This is a genomic window from Mycobacterium sp. ITM-2016-00317 (assembly GCF_002968295.1).
In the GTDB taxonomy this organism is placed as follows: Bacteria; Actinomycetota; Actinomycetes; order Mycobacteriales; family Mycobacteriaceae; genus Mycobacterium.
Window position 1 is genome coordinate 5,589,265 of record NZ_CP134399.1, and the last position, 16,334, is coordinate 5,605,598.

A 16,334-nucleotide genomic window follows, 5' to 3' on the forward strand; every position below is an offset into this window, starting at 1 on the left:
CGCCTACCATCGACCCTCGTGCCTGCCCCGTCCGCCCGCCTCGTCGCCGTCCTCGCGGGGCTGCTCGGAATGGTCCTGTGCGGGCTGACTCCGCTCCTGCCCGTTCAGCAGTCCACCGCGACGATCCTGTGGCCGCAGACCGTCGACGACCGGGGCTTCGTCAGTGACGTCACCGCCCCGCTCGTCTCGGGCGCCCCGCGCGAGCTGGACGTCACCATCCCGTGCGCGGCCGTGGCCTCCCTGCCCGAGGACGACGGTGTGGTGTTCTCCACCATCCCGGCCGGCGGTATCGACGCCGGCCGCAACGGGCTGTTCGTGCGGGCCAACGCCGACGTCGTCTACGTCGCGTTCCGCGACACCGTCGCCGCGGTGGCCCCGCGCGGCGACGTGGCCTCCGGAGCGTGCAGCGAGCTGCGCATCTGGGCCGACGTCGGCGCGGTCGGCGCCGACTTCGTCGGCATCCCCGGTGCTGCGGGCACGCTCGAGCCGGACAAGCGGCCGCAGGTCGCCGGAATCTTCACCGACCTCGAGGTCGGCCCCGACGCCGGGCTGACCGCCCGCGTCGACGTCGACACCCGGTTCATCACCACCCCGACGCTTCTCAAGCTCGCCGTCATGGTGCTCGGCGGGCTGTGCGTGATCGCGGCGTTCGTCGCGCTCGTCATGCTGGACCGCACCGCGGGCCGACGCGTGCCGCGCGCACGCGGCCGCCGCAGGCCGCCGGCCGGGCTGTGGACCTGGCTCACCGACGCCGCGGTGATCGGCGGTCTGCTGATCTGGCACGTGGTCGGGGCGTTGACCTCCGACGACGGCTACAACACCACGATCGCCCGGGTCGCGGGCGAAGCCGGCTACATCACCAACTACTACCGCTACTTCGGCGCCTCCGAGGCACCGTTCGACTGGTACCAGAGCGTGCTGGCCCAGATGGCGACGATCAGCACCGCCAGCGTGTGGCTGCGGCTGCCCGCCACCGCCGCCGCGATCGGCACCTGGCTGATCGTCAGCCGCTGTGTGCTGCCGCGGCTGGGCCGCCGGGTGGCGGCCAACCGGGTCGCGGTGCTGACCGCCGGTGCGGTTTTCCTGGCCGCGTGGCTGCCGTTCAACAACGGCCTGCGGCCCGAGCCGCTGATCGCGTTCGGCGTGGTCGCGGTGTGGATGCTCACCGAGACCACGCTGGCCACCCGCCGCCTGTCCCCCTACGCGCTGGCGATCGTGGTCGCGGTCTTCTCGGTCACGCTCGCCCCGCAGGGCCTGGTCGCGCTCGCGCCGCTGCTGGTCGGTGCCCGCGGCGTCACCCGCATCGTCTCCGCCCGCCGTCCCGTCGACGGCCTGGCCGCCCAGCTGTCGCCGCTGGCGGCGGCCGCGTCGCTGGCGTTCGTCGTCGTGTTCCGGGACCAGACCCTGGCCACCGTCGCCGAGTCGGTGCGCATCAAGTACGTCGTCGGCCCCACGATCTCCTGGTACCAGGAGTTCCTGCGCTACTACTTCCTGACCGTCGAGGAGAGCGTCGACGGCTCGCTGACCCGACGCTTCGCGGTGCTGATCCTGCTGCTGTGCGTGGTCGGCCTGATCGTCGTGCTGCTGCGCCGCGGAAGCCTGCCCGGCGCCGTCAACGGACCCGTGTGGCGGCTGGTCGGCTCGACCGCGATCGGTCTGCTGCTGCTGACGCTGACCCCCACCAAGTGGGTGGTGCAGTTCGGGGCGTTCGCCGGTCTGGCCGGCGCGCTCGGCGCGCTGAGCGCGTTCGCGTTCGCCCGCGTCGGCCTGCACAGCCGCCGCAACCTTGCGCTGTATGTGACCGCGCTGCTGTTCGTGCTGGCCTGGGCCACCTCCGGGATCAACGGCTGGTTCTACGTCGGCAATTACGGCGTCCCGTGGTTCGACAAGCAGCCGGTGATCGTCGGCTTCCCGGTCACCACGATCTTCCTGGTCCTGGCGATCGCGTGTGGTCTGCTCGCGGGCTGGCTGCACTTCCGGATGGACTACGCCGGGCACACCCAGGTCGCCGACACCGGGCGCAACCGGGCGCTGGCGTCCTCGCCGCTGCTGGTGGTCGCGATCATCATGGTGGTGCTGGAACTCGGCTCGATGGTCAAGGCCACGGTCGGCCGCTACCCCGTCTACACCACCGGAGCCGCCAACCTCGCGGCGCTGCGGTCCGGGCTCGGCGACGCGTCCTGCGCGATGGCCGACGACGTCCTGGTCGAGGCCGACACCAACGCGGGCATGCTCGAACCGGTGCCGGGCCAAAGCTGGGGCGAGTACGGCCCGCTGGGCGGCGAGGACCCCGTCGGGTTCACCCCCAACGGCGTCAGCGACACCCTGGAGCCCGCCAAACCGGTGGCCGCCAACCCCGGCACCCCGAACTCCGACGGCCCGGTCGACAAGCCGAACATCGGCGTCGGCTACGCGGCGGGCACCGGCGGCGGCTACGGCCCCGAGGGCGTCAACGGATCCCGGGTGTTCCTGCCGTTCGGCCTGGACCCCGACACCACCCCGGTGATGGGCAGCTTCGACGAGAACACCGTCGCGGCCAAGGCCACCTCGGCCTGGTACCAGCTGCCGCCCCGCACCCCGGACCGGCCGCTGGTCACCGTCGCCGCGGCGGGTGCGATCTGGTACTACAACGAGGACGGCTCGTTCAACTACGGGCAGTCGCTCAAGCTGCAGTGGGGCGTGCACCGGCCCGACGGCTCCTACCAGGCGCTCGGCGAGGTGCAGCCGATCGACATCTTCCAGCAGAAGGCCTGGCGCAATCTGCGGTTCCCGCTGGAGTGGGCGCCGCCGGAGGCCAACGTGGCCCGCATCGTCGCCGACGACCCGAACCTGTCCGAGGACCAGTGGTTCGCGTTCACCCCGCCCCGGGTCCCGGTGCTGCAGACCGCGCAGGGCTTCCTGGGCCGGGAGACGCCGGTGCTGATGGACATCGCCACCGCGTCCCACTTCCCATGCCAGCGGCCGTTCGCCGAGCGTCTCGGGATCGCCGAGCTGCCCCAGTACCGGATCATGCCGAACTTCAAGCAGATCGTGGTGTCGTCCAATCAGTGGCAGGCCGCCCAGGACGGCGGACCCTTCCTGTTCATCCAGGCGCTGCTGCGCACCGAGTCCATCCCGACCTACCTGCGTGGCGACTGGTACCGCGACTGGGGGTCCCTGGAGCGCTACCTGCGGGTGGTGCCATCCGACGAGGCGCCTGACGCCGAGATCGAGGAGGGGTCGACGCGAGTGTTCGGCTGGAGCAGGGGCGGACCGATCAGGGCACTGCCGTGAGAGACGATGTGAAGATCGCCCGCTGGGTGGCGATGATCGCGGGTCTGCTCGGCTTCGTGCTGGCCGTGTCGGTGCCGCTGCTGCCGGTCACCCAGACCACCGCGACGCTCAACTGGCCGCAGAACGGTCAGCTCGCCAACGTCACCGCCCCGTTGATCTCGCAGGCGCCGGTGAGCATGACCGCGACCGTGCCGTGCGAGATGATCCGGGACATGCCCGCCGACGGCGGTCTGTTGTTCGGCACCGCGCCCGCCGAAGGTCGTGACGCCGCGCTGAACGCGATGCTGGTCAACGTCACCGAGGACCGGGTCGACGTGATCGTGCGAAACGTCGTGGTCGCCAGCGTGGACCGGGACCGGGCCGCCGGCACCGGCGGGGCGCCCGGCTGTTCCCGCATCGAGATCACCTCCAACCTGGACGGCACGTACGCCGACTTCGTCGGCCTGACCCAGGTGTCCGGCGAGGACGCCGGTCAGCCGCAGCGCACCGGCTACCCGGACCCCAACCTGCGGCCCGCGATCGTCGGCGTGTTCACCGACCTGACCGGACCGGCCCCGCCGGGCCTGTCGGTCTCGGCAGTCATCGACACCCGGTTCACCACGCATCCGACCGCGCTGAAGCTGACCGCGATCCTGCTCGCCGTCGCCTGCACGGTGATCGCGCTGCTGGCGCTGTGGCGGCTGGACCGGCTCGACGGCCGGCGCATGCACCGGTTGATCCCGACCCGCTGGCGCACGGTCACCGCGGTCGACGCCGTCATCGTCGGCTTGTTCGCGATCTGGTACGTGATCGGTGCGAACTCCTCCGATGACGGCTACATCCTGCAGATGGCGCGGGTGGCCGACCATGCCGGCTACATGTCGAACTACTTCCGCTGGTTCGGCAGCCCGGAGGATCCGTTCGGCTGGTACTACAACCTGTTGGCGCTGATGACTCAGGTCAGCACCGCCAGCATCTGGATGCGGCTGCCGGACCTGATCTGCTCGCTGATCTGCTGGCTGCTGCTCTCCCGGGAGGTGCTGCCCCGCCTCGGGCCCGCCGTGTCCGCGCCGGCCCGCGCTGTGGGCCGCCGGTCTGGTGCTGCTGGCCGCATGGATGCCGTTCAACAACGGTCTGCGCCCCGAGGGCCAGATCGCCACCGGCGCGCTGATCACCTACGTGCTGATCGAACGGGCCATCACGTCGGGCCGGCTCACCCCGGCCGCGCTGGCCATCACCACCGCCGCGTTCACCCTCGGCATCCAGCCCACCGGCCTGATCGCGGTCGCCGCGCTGGTCGCCGGCGGTCGCCCGATCCTGCGGATCCTGATGCGCAGGCGCCAGACGGTCGGCTTGTGGCCGCTGCTGGCACCGCTGCTGGCCGCGGGCACCGTGGTGCTGGCAGTGGTGTTCGCCGATCAGACCCTGGCCACGGTGATGGAGGCCACCAAGGTCCGCACCGCGATCGGCCCCAGCCAGGAGTGGTACACCGAGAACCTGCGGTACTACTACCTGGTCCTGCCGACCGTCGACGCGGCGATCGCGCGCCGGGTGGCGTTCCTGTTCACCGCGCTGTGCCTGTTCTCGTCGCTGTTCATCATGTTGCGGCGCAAGCGGGTTCCCGGGGTGGCGCGCGGTCCGGCCTGGCGGCTGATGGGCGTCATCTTCGCCACGATCTTCTTCCTGATGTTCACCCCCACCAAGTGGATCCACCACTTCGGCCTGTTCGCCGCGGTGGGTGGCGCGATGGCGGCGCTGGCCACGGTGCTGGTGTCGCCTGTGGTGCTGCGCTCGGCCCGCAACCGGATGGCGTTCCTGGCCGGTGTGCTGTTCATCCTGGCGCTGTGCTTCGCGTCCACCAACGGGTGGTGGTACGTCTCGAATTTCGGTGTGCCGTACAACACCTCGGTACCGCAGCTGGGCGGCGTGAGCCTCAGCACGGTGTTCTTCGTGCTGTTCGGCATCGCCGCGCTGTGGGCCTTCCGGCTGCACCTGAACGACAAACGGGATTCGAAGGTGGTCAACGTGCTGACCGCCGCGCCGATCCCGGTCGCCGCCGGCCTGATGGTCGTGTTCATGGTGGCCTCCCTGACGGTCGGCGTGGTGCGCCAGTACCCGACGTACTCCAACGGCTGGGCCAACATCCGCGCCCTCGCCGGGGGCTGCGGGCTGGCCGACGACGTGCTCGTCGAACCGGATTCGAACGACGGTTTCCTGCAACCACTTCCGACTGCGCCCGGCCAGCCGTCGTACGGCGCGCTGGGCCCGCTGGGCGGCACCGATCCGACCGGCTTCTCCCCCGACGGTGTGCCGGACCGGATCATCGCCGAGGCGATCAGGCTGAACAATCCGCAGCCCGGCACCGACTACGACTGGAACCGGCCGATCCAGCTGTCCCGGCCGGGTGTCAACGGCTCCCGGGTGCCGCTGCCCTACGGCCTGGACCCGGCCCGGGTGCCGGTCGCCGGCTCGTATTCGACCGGGCCGCAACAGGAGAGCCGCCTCAATTCGGCGTGGTACGCACTGCCTGCCCCCGACGACGCGCACCCGCTGGTGGTGGTCACCGCCGCAGGCACGATCGAGGGCACCAGCGTCGCGAACGCGTTCACCCCCGGTCAGACCGTCGAACTGGAGTACGCCACCCGCGGACCCGACGGCGCGCCGGTGCCCGCCGGACGCGTCAGCCCCTACGACATCGGGCCGACCCCGTCGTGGCGCAACCTGCGCTACCCGCGCGCCCAGATCCCCGATGACGCCGTCGCCGTGCGGGTGGTCGCCGAGGATCTGTCCCTGGGGCAGGGCGATTGGGTCGCGGTGACCCCGCCGCGGGTTCCCGAGGTGCGTTCGGTCCAGGAGTACATCGGCTCCCAGCAGCCCGTGCTGATGGACTGGGCGGTCGGGCTGGCGTTCCCGTGCCAGCAGCCCATGCTGCACGCCAACGGCGTCACCGAGATCCCCAAGTTCCGCATCTCACCGGACTACTTCGCGAAGCTGCAGAGCACCGACACCTGGCAGGACGGCCTCAACGGCGGCCTGCTCGGCATCACCGACCTGCTGCTGCGGGCCTCGGTGATGTCGACCTACCTGTCCAAGGACTGGGGCCAGGACTGGGGCTCACTGCGCCGCTTCGACACCATCGTCGACGCCGAGCCCGCCACCCTCGATCTGGGCGAGACGACCCACTCCGGGCTGTGGTCACCGGGATCGATGCGCTTCCAGCCCTGACCCGGATCACGGGATGACGGGCTAGCTCTGGCCGTCGTTGGCGGCGGGGTCGGCGTTCTCCTGGAGGATGTCGTTGTGGCAGTCGACCTGGCTCTGCCCGGTCTGCTGCATGCACACCAGCACCGGGGTGCCGGCGTCCTGCGTGGGCGCTCCGGGCGCGGAAGTGGCGCTGGGATGCGGGATCTCACCCGGGTACAGCGACCACAGCGCGGCGCCCGAGGACGCCAGACGCGCGCAGTAGGCCGGATCGCCGGTCTCGGTGACGCCCGCGGCGCCCAGCGTCGCGCAGTCCGCGCCGACCACGATCACCGGCAGCGCGACGGCACCGGCGCCGGTCTGCGGCACCGCGGCCGACGTCGTCGCACCCGCCTGGCGGCGTCCTTCGTCGCGTTCGTGCTGGGCCAGCACCACCGCCGCGGCGGCGGCGAGACCGACCAGCACCACGCCCACCCCCGCCATCGCCAGGCGCCGCCGTGACGTCGGTGCGGCAACGGATCTGGCGTGCCGCGGCCCGGCCTGCGCGGCGGCATACATCGTCGCGTCCGGGTCGAGCGCCACGCCGGGCTGGACCGCCGCGTGGCGCGCGGCCAGCGCACGGGCGAAGTCGACGCACCGGTCGAACCGGTCGGCCGGCGACTTGGCCAGCGCCTTCTCGAAAGCGCCTCCGAGCGAGGACAGTTCGGGACGTTGCACCGAGATCGACGGCGGCTGCGCAGTCAGATGCCTGCTGATCACGATTGCGGGATTGGTGTGCCGGAACGGCGGTTGGCCGGTCAGCAGCTGAAAGGCCGTGGCCGCCAGCGCGTACTGATCGGCCCGGCCGTCGATGCGTTCGTCGGCGGTCAACTGTTCGGGCGCCGAGTAGGCCACCGTCCCGACGGTCATGTTGGTCCCGGTCAGCGTGCTGACCTCACCGACCCTGCGCGCGATCCCGAAGTCGGCGAGCAGGATGCGCTCGTTGTCGGTCTCCGGATCGGCGATCAGGATGTTGGCGGGCTTCACGTCGCGGTGCAGCAGGCCGCGCTGGTGGGCGTAGTCGAGGGCCTCGCCGACCGCGGTGACGATCCGGATCACCAGATCCGGCGGCATGCCGTGGGGATACCGTTCGGCCTGCAGCGCGGCGGCGTCGGTGCCCTCGACGTGGTCCATCGAGATCCACAGCCGGCCTTCGAACTCGCCGCGGTCGTGCACCTGCACGATGTGCGGATGCCACAGCGTCGCGGCGATGTCGGCCTCGCGGTGGAAGCGCTCCCGGTACTCGCTGTCGGCACATACCGACGCCGACAACACCTTCAGCGCGTCGTAGCGCGGCAGCCGGGGGTGCGCAGCCAGATACACCTCGCCCATACCGCCGGCACCCAACAGCCGCGCGACCGTGTACCCCGAGATCACCTCGCCGGCGCTTAGCGGCATGCGCGGAATCCTATGCTGAATCGACCTGCGGCGTCAGGAACGATCACGGAAACGCTGCCGGCGGCCGCGCATCCGGTCCACGAGCCCGGCCACTGCTTCCGGGTCCACCGTCGGGATGGCGGTCGATTCCCGGATGATCGCGCGCAAGTCCACGCCGTCGATCACCTTGTTGGTCAGCGCGATCAGATCGATCCGGCCGATGATCGCATCGACCGCCTCGGCCGTGACCCGCTCCCGGACCAGTTCGTCGAGGTCGAGTTCCTCGACCACCGCGGCGACCACCACCGACAGCACCGCCTGCGCCTCCCGCTTGCCCCGGGTGAACAACCCGCCCACCAGAGGCAACGTCTCGCACGTGCGGTAGGCGGAGATCAGCAGGGACGACGGGGCGCCGACGCCCTCGTCCTTCGGGTCAGCGGGGGGCACCGAGGTATGGGAAGTCGGGAAGCAGGTCGGTCGGGGCGGTCATTCCGGTGAAGCCCTTCTGCCCCTTGGTGAGGAACTTCGACCGGTAGTCGGCGACGTCGTCGGTCAGCCTGCGCCCGTTCGGATATCGGGCCGGGCCGGTCGGCTTGTAGGTCAGCACGTCGGGCAGCGTCCCCTCGGCCTCGATCGCGTCGACGGCCTCCTCCCGGCTGTATCCGCCGGTGTCGGCCATCAATTCGATCAGTTGGCCCATCCAGCGGGCTCGGTCGCCGTTGGGCTCGCCTGCGCTGTACTCGGCGAGATCCTCGTCCGTGGAGAAGAATCCGCTCACCCACGGGTGCCCGACGCGGTCGGCGTGCACCCAGCCGTCCTCACCGAGCACGCTGCAGCGCGCCCAGACCCGCACGTCGGGGTCCGCGCCCAGATAGGCGGTGGGCAGCTCCACGGCCATCGCGATCACGTTCGAGTCGGCGAAGAACGCGTCACCTCGGGCGCCGGCGAAGAACACGAACCCGCCGCCACGCGAACGCCAGATGTGCGGCTCGTCGAACGACACATCGACGTTGCCGAAGATCTCCGACCCGCATGCGGCCTCCACCCGCGCATCGGCCTGCAGCGCCAGTCGGACGTCGACGAGCTGTCGCGGGCGGTCGCCGTCGAAGCGCGGTTCGGAGAAGACGAAGTTGAACGCGATGTCGGTGCGCAGATCTCCGTCGTTGTCGATCCCGATGCGGTACACCGCATCGGGATGCAGTGGGCCCGCTTCCGGGTTCGCGGTCAGGATCAGCACGGTGCGCTCGGGATCCCTCGGCGACGGGAACACATACAGGTCGCACAGGTCCAGCCGGGGATCGCCCAGTGGCGCGCCCCTCCTCAGCCCGGTGAAGTCAGTCGACACAGCCTCCATCCAACCGCACCCGCCGGTCTAGATCGGAGTCAGGCCATGTTTGCGCTGCACGCGGTTGATCTGCTTGTCGCGCAGCAGATGCATGCACTTGCGCAGCAACAGCCTGGTTTCGTGGGGTTCGATCACCCCGTCGATGAAGCCGCGCTCGGCCGCGATCCACGGTGTGGCCAGGCTGGTGTTGTAGCCCTCGATGAAGTCGGCACGGATCTTCTGCACCTCGGGTGCGGTCGGATCGGGGAACCGCTTGACCAGCAGCTGAGCAGCACCTTCGGCGCCGATCACCGCGATGCGGGCGGTCGGCCAGGCGAAGTTGAAGTCCGACGTCAGCTGCTTGGATCCCATCACCGCGTACGCGCCGCCGTAGGACTTGCGAATGGTGATGGTGACCTTCGGGATATCGGCCTCGACGACCGCGTTGAGGAAGCGGCCACCACGCTTGATGATGCCGCCCTTCTCCTGCTCCACACCGGGCATGAACCCGGGCGTGTCGACCACGAACACCAGCGGCGTGTTGAACGAGTCGCAGAAGCGGACGAACCTTGCCGCCTTGTCGGAGGCCTCGTTGTCGATCGCGCCGGACATGTACATGGGCTGGTTGGCGATCACGCCCACCGGGCGGCCGTCGATCCGCGCGAACGCGGTGATGATCGCCGGACCGGACTGCTCACCCACCTGGAACACGTCGCCGTCGTCGAAGATCCGCAGCAGGATCTCCATCATGTCGTAGGCCTGGTTGTCGAGATCCGGCACGAGGGTGTCCAGCTCGAGGTCGTGCGGCGTCACCTCCGGCTCCAGCCCCGGGTTGACGATGGGTGCGTCGTCGAAGGTGTTGGCGGGCAGGAAACTCAGGTAGTCGCGGACGTACTGGAACGCCGCGGCCTCGGACTCCACGACCTGGTGGATGTTGCCGTACCGGGCCTGGGCGTCGGCGCCGCCGAGCTCGTCGAGGCTGACGTCCTCGCCGGTGACGTCCTTGATGACGTCGGGACCGGTGACGAACATGTAGCCCTGGTCGCGCACCGCGACGATGAGGTCGGTCTGGATCGGCGAGTACACCGCGCCGCCTGCGCACTTGCCGAAGATCAGCGAGATCTCGGGCACCAGCCCGCGCAGAAGTTCGTGGCGGCGGCCGAGTTCGGCGTACCAGGCCAGCGACGTCGCGGTGTCCTGGATGCGGGCGCCGGCCGAGTCGTTGATGCCGATGATCGGGCAGCCGACCATCGCCACCCACTCCATCAGCCGGGCGACCTTGCGGCCGAACATCTCTCCGACCGAACCCTGGAACACCGTCTGGTCATGGCTGAACACGCCGACCGGGCGGCCGTTGATGGTGCCGTGGCCGGTGACGACGCCGTCGCCGTACAGCGCGTCGGGGTCGCCGGGCGTCTTGGCCAGCGCACCGATCTCCAGGAAGCTGCCCGGATCGAGCAACGAGTGGATGCGGGCCCGCGCGCTCGGGATGCCCTTCCTCTCCCGTTTCGCGACGGCCTTCTCACCACCGGGTTCCTTGGCCAGCTCCAGCTTCTCGCGGAGTTCGGCCAGCAGTTCCGCGGTCGTTCGTGCCGGGTGGTGGGTAGGAGATGCCGCCGGGTGGGGGGTGGGAGAAACCTCAGTCACTTGCTCTCGCTCTCGGCCTGAATAGCGTTGATCGCCTGGCTCATATGGGCGCCTACCTTTGCAATGTAGGGCTCGTCGATCGCCTGGATGTGCTCGCCCCCGATCGGCACGACCTCGAGGTCGTCGACGAACTCGCCCCAGCCGCCGTCGGGTTGGCGGGTCGCATAGCGCGGCTCGAACATGATCGCGTCGTCGTGGTACCGGTCGGCCATGTAGAGCGTGACGTGTCCGTCGTACTTCTCGATCACCGCGGTGTCGAGTGCGCGGTTGTCCAGGTAGGACGTGCGCTGGTGCTCGATGATGCCGCCGGGGATGTCGACGCCGCTGTCCTTGACCGCGTCGAGGATGAACTTCACCTGACCTTCGTCGTCGAGTTCCTCGAGCTGCTCGTACGGGATCTCCGGGATCTCGACGTTGAAGGTGCGCTGAGCGAACAGTGCGTAGCGGTCCCAGCGGGCGCGGATCTCCTCCTTGGTCTGCGGCACCTCCTCGCCGGCGCGCACGGTGTCGATCAGGCCGACGAACCGCACGTCCGCACCCTGGCTCTTGAGCCCGACCGCGCACGCGTAGGCCAGCGCACCGCCCAGTGACCAGCCGGCCAGGATGTAGGGGCCCTTGCCCTGGATCTCCATCAGCTTCGGCACGTACTCGCGGGCACGCTCCTCGATCGAGCCCTCCACCCGTTCGATGCCGTACACCGGGGTGTCGGCAGGCAGCCGCTTCATCAGTGGCTCGTAGACGACCGTGCTGCCGCCGGCCGGGTGGAACACGAACACCGGGACGCGGGTGGACCCTTCGGGCCTGGCACGCAGGGTGCGGACGAACCCGTCGAGCTCACCGGAGTCCATCTCCTCGCGCACGGCCGAGGACAGGTCCTGGATCGTGCGGGCGGCCTTGACCTGCTCGGCGGTGATGGTGCCTTCGGCGCGTTCGGACAGCCGCTGGGCGATCTTCTCGGCCACGTCGTCGGCGATGGACGGCAGCTCGTTGAAGATGCCGCCCGGCGACTTGCCGGTGACGATCGCCCACGTGGCGAACGTGACCCGCTCGGCCGCGTCGCGGGGTGGCACGTCGGCGCCCAGCGCCTCGGTGACGGCCTCTTGGGTGAGGACCTTGGCGGCCGCGCCGGCCGCTGACGAGCGCTCGCGCGAGGAACCATCAGACACTGACGAGCGCTCGCGCGAGGAACCATCAGACACTGACGAGCGCTCTGCGGCGGCCCCGCCGGATTACTCGGCGGTGCCGGGATCGCCGGCCCTGACGGGTCGGTCGGCGGTGCCGGGATGTCCGTGCCGGGAGCCTGCTGGGCCTCGACGGCGTCGGTGGCGATCGCGCCGGCGTCGGCCGCGATCGGGTGGCCCGCCTCAGCCAGCTTGGCCTCCAGCTCGGCGACCGTGCTGGCCCCGCCCATCAGTTCGGCCTGAGCCGCGGCGATCTCCTCGGCCGTCTTGCCCTTCTGGTCCTCGGCGATCTGGCCGACCTCGTCGCGGTGTTCGACCGCGTAGGCGATCAGCTTCTCGACCGCGTACAGGTTCGCGTCCCGAACCGCGGTCAGCTGGATCGGCGGCAGATCGAAGTCGTACTCGACGCGGTTCTTGATGCGCACCGCCATCAACGAGTCCAGGCCGAGTTCGATCAGCGGCACCTCCCACGGCAGGTCCTCAGGCTCGTAGCCCATGGCCGCACCGACGATGGCGCCGAGGCGCTCGCCGATGGTCTCCCCGGAGTCCGGCGACCACTTCGCGAAGCCGGCCGCCAGGCCCGCGCCCGCGGTGAGGTTGTCCTGCAGGATGGCCGCGTCTTCTTCGGGCTCGGGTTCTGATGCGGCCACGGACGTCTCGGCGACAGTGCCCGCACCGACCGCGGTCGGCAGCGCCGACTGCGCACCGGCGCGGGTCACGATCGCGTCGTAGACGAGCGTGAACGACTCGTCTATACGCGCGTGCACCTGCACACCGGCCCCGCCCGGGTGCCGGGTCAGGGTGGTCACCAGTCGTGCACCCTCGGCCGGCACCGCGCGCTGCTCCGACGCCGTCAGCTTGGCATCCGGAATCACCACTGCCGCAGCGGCTTTCACCAGCGCGGACAGCATGGAGGCGTCCACCGCGCCGCGTGCGCGGTACTCCCAGACGTGCCTGCCGTCCGGGGTGGCGACGTGGTTGCCCGGCATGACCGTCGAGCTGTCGCCGGTGAAGTTGACCTCCAGCCAGTGCGGCTTGCGCTTGAACCGGGTCGGTGGGATCTCGGCGAAATCGGTGGCCGGATCCACCGGCCGGTCCGACGGCAGCGGGAACAGCGTCCGGAAGTCCAGGTCGTGACCGTGCACGTACAGGTGCGCCATGGCCGTGGTCATCGAGTCGACCTCGTCCTGCTTACGCGCCAGTGTCGGGATCAGTTGTGCGTCATGCAGACCCGCCGTGGCAGTGGTCAGACCGACCTGCATCAGCGCCACCGGGTTGGGCGCCAGTTCCAGGAACGTGGTGTGCCCGTTGTCGACGGCGTTGCGGATGCCGTGCGTGAAGTACACGCTGTGGCGCAGGCCCTTCTTCCAGTAGTCCACATCGTGGATCGGGTCGGACCCTGCGCGGATCAGCTTGCCCTCGTGCACCGTCGAGTAATACGGCACCTGGATCGGATTCGCTTCGATGCCTTGCAGTTCGGCGGCGAGCTCACCGAGCAACGGATCCATCTGCGAGGTGTGACTGGCGCCCTTGGTCTGGAACTTGCGGGCGAACCTACCCTCGGATTCGGCGCGCTCGATGATCGCGTCGACCTGGTCGGGCGGACCGCCGATGACTGTCTGGGTCGGCGCGGCGTACACGCACACCTCGAGGTCCTTGAAGTCCGAGAACACCGTCTCGATCTCCTCGGCCGAGTACTCAACCAGCGCCATCAGCCGGATGTACTCGCCGAACAGCATCGCCTCGCCCTCACCCATCAGGTGCGAGCGCGAGCAGATGGCGCGGGTGGCGTCCTCCAGCGACAGACCGCCCGAGAAGTAGGCGGCCGCCGCCTCGCCGAGCGACTGGCCGATCAGCGCACCGGGTTTCGCGCCGTGCGCCTTGAGCAGTTCACCGAGGGCGACCTGGATCGCGAAGATGACGAGCTGCACCTTCTCGATCGGAAGCTCGGTGGTCTCGTCGGTGTAGTCGATCGCGTCGTCGAGGATGAGCTCCAGGATCGAATGCCCGCGCTCGTCCTGGATGAGTGCGTCGACCTTGTCGATCCACTCGGCGAACGTGGCATCGCGCAGGTACAGGCTCTTGCCCATCTTGCGGTGCTGGGCGCCGAAACCGGCCAGCACCCAGACCGGGCCGTTCGTGACCGGACCGTCGGCGCTGATCACGATCGGGTTCGGTTTGCCCTCGGCGATCGAGCGCAGCCCCTTGACCGCCTCGTCGTGGTTGTGGGCCAGCACCACCGCGCGCGAGCGGCCGTGGTTGCGGCGCGACAGCGAACGACCGATCGACTCCAGCGAAGCGGCACGGCCCTCGGGGCTGTCGATCCAGTCCGCCAGCTCGGCGGCCGTCGCCCGCTTGCGGGAGGTCAGGAAGCCCGAAACTGCAACCGGCACAACGGGTTTGTTCGACTCCGCCGCTGGATCATTTTCGGAGGCGGCCAGCTCCTCGCGGGCGATCTCCAGCAGGCGCAGCGCCTCGTCGGTGAGACCGGGGAGCTCGGGCTCGTCGTCGTAGGCCGCGGCGGGGCGGTCCAGCCCGTCGTCGTCCGCGTCGTCGTCCACGTCGTCGGCCATGAACTCGCCGTACTCGTCCATCCGCACACCGCCGACGTACACGGCCTGGGCGTCGTCGGTGGCCGGGGTGACCACCGCGACCTCGGGTTCCGGTGCGGGCTCGACGAGATCGGTGGGCAGCACCTCGCGCACCACCAGATGCGCGTTCGCACCGCCGAATCCGAAGCCCGACACCCCGGCCACGGCGTGCCCGCTGTAGCGCGGCCACTCGGTGGCGGTGTCGGTGACCTTGAGGTGTTCCTTGTCGAAGTCGATGTAGGGGTTGGGACCTGCGTAGTTGATCGACGGCGGGATCGTGCCGTGGTACAGCGACAACGCGACCTTGGCCAGGCTGGCCGCACCCGCGGCCGACTCCAGGTGGCCGATGTTGGATTTCACCGCGCCCAGCAGCGCGGGCTTGTCGGCGGCGCGGCCGCGGCCGATGACCCGGCCCAGCGCGTCGGCCTCGATCGGGTCGCCGAGGATGGTGCCGGTGCCGTGCGCCTCGACGTAGTCGACGCTGCGCGGGTCGATGCCGGCGTCCTTGTAGGCCTTGCGCAGCACCGCTTCCTGCGCGTCCGGGTTCGGCGCGAGCATGCCGTTGGACCGGCCGTCGTGGTTGACCGCGCCGCCGGCGATGACCGCCAGGATCTGGTCGCCGTCGCGGCGGGCGTCCTCGAGTCGCTTGAGCACCACCATGCCGCCACCCTCGGAACGGGCGTAGCCGTCGGCGTCCTTGGAGAAGGACTTGATCCGGCCGTCCGGGGCCAGTACCCCGCCGACCTCGTCGAAACCGATGGTCACCAGCGGCGTGATCAGCGCGTTGACGCCACCGGCCAGCACCACGTCGGCGTCACCGGCGCGCAGCGCCTTGACGCCCTCGTGCACGGCCACCAGCGACGACGAGCACGCCGTGTCGATGGCCATGGACGGGCCGCGGAAGTCGTAGAAGTAGGACACCCGGTTGGCGATGACCGCGCTGGAGTTGCCGGTGATCGCGTAGGGGTGCGCCACCGCGGGATCGGCGACCGACATGAACATGTAGTCGTTGGTGGAGCTGCCGATGAACACACCGACGTTCTCCCCGCGCAGGCTCGATGCGGGAATTCGCGCGTGCTCCAACGCTTCCCACGTCAGCTCCAGGGCCATCCGCTGCTGCGGATCGATGTTGTCGGCCTCCATCTTCGACAGCGCGAAGAACTCGGAGTCGAAGCCTTTGATGTCGCTCAGGTAGCCGCCGCGGGTGCGCGCCTTGGCAACCCGCTCGGCGACGCGGGGCTCGCTGAGGAACTCCGACCACCGGCCGTCCGGGAGGTCGGTGATCGCGTCGCGGCCCTCCATCAGGGCCTGCCACATCTCGCCGGGGGTGTTCATGTCGCCCGGGAACCGGGTCCCTACCCCGACGATGGCGATGTTGGCCCGGCCTTCGTCGACGTCGCGGGACCAGCTCTCGGCGTCCAGCGCCGCGGTGTCCTGTTCGGGCTCGCCCTCGATGATCACCGTCGCCAGTGACTCGATCGTCGGGTGCCGGAACGCCACGGTGGCGGTCAGCGTGACACCGGTCAGGTCCTCGATGTCGCTGGCCATCGCGACCGCGTCGCGGGACGACAGCCCGAGCTCGACCAGCGGCGCCGACTCGTTGATCGAGTCGGGCGACTGACCGGTGGCGTTGCCGACCCAGTTGCGCAGCCATTCGCGCATCTCGGTCACTGTCATGTCCGGACCGGACTTACCCGGATCCTGTTGCTCTTGCGCCATGTC

General features: G+C 69.8%; 5 protein-coding genes and 3 pseudogenes. 2 read left to right on the forward strand and 6 right to left on the reverse strand.

The features are described from left to right. Positions 1-69 precede the first annotated feature (69 nt). Together C6A87_RS26835 and C6A87_RS26840 are read left to right on the forward strand one after the other, a co-directional pair. Complete coding sequence (locus tag C6A87_RS26835; protein WP_311118097.1) at positions 70-3,273, forward strand: arabinosyltransferase domain-containing protein; 3,204 nt, start codon at positions 70-72, stop codon at positions 3,271-3,273. Positions 3,274-3,305: 32 nt separating this feature from the next. Next, positions 3,306-6,477 (forward strand): annotated as a pseudogene (locus tag C6A87_RS26840) (arabinosyltransferase domain-containing protein). Positions 6,478-6,498: 21 nt separating this feature from the next. Here the strand turns inward: C6A87_RS26840 and C6A87_RS26845 are convergent. From C6A87_RS26845 to pks13, 6 genes and pseudogenes are all read right to left on the reverse strand, one after another. Further along, positions 6,499-7,890, reverse strand: coding sequence for a serine/threonine-protein kinase (locus tag C6A87_RS26845; RefSeq protein ID WP_311115008.1), 1,392 nt, complete (start codon positions 7,888-7,890; stop codon positions 6,499-6,501). 33 nt (positions 7,891-7,923) lie between these two features. After that, complete coding sequence (locus C6A87_RS26850; protein WP_311115009.1) at positions 7,924-8,316, reverse strand: hypothetical protein; 393 nt, start codon at positions 8,314-8,316, stop codon at positions 7,924-7,926. Further along, a complete protein-coding gene (locus tag C6A87_RS26855; RefSeq protein ID WP_311115010.1) occupies positions 8,303-9,214 on the reverse strand; it encodes a DUF4331 family protein in 912 nt (303 codons plus the stop codon). The genes C6A87_RS26850 and C6A87_RS26855 overlap by 14 nt, the downstream gene beginning before the upstream one ends. Positions 9,215-9,241: 27 nt before the next feature. Next, entirely contained in the window at positions 9,242-10,840 is a 1,599-nt protein-coding gene (locus tag C6A87_RS26860) for an acyl-CoA carboxylase subunit beta (protein ID WP_311115011.1), read from the reverse strand. Next, positions 10,837-11,933, reverse strand: a pseudogene (locus C6A87_RS29240) (thioesterase domain-containing protein); the annotation flags it as partial. The pseudogene C6A87_RS29240 and the gene C6A87_RS26860, both read right to left, overlap by 4 nt. A gap of 135 nt (positions 11,934-12,068) precedes the next feature. Further along, positions 12,069-16,331: pseudogene (gene pks13, locus C6A87_RS26865) on the reverse strand (polyketide synthase Pks13); the annotation flags it as partial. Between the last annotated feature and the right edge of the window lie 3 nt (positions 16,332-16,334).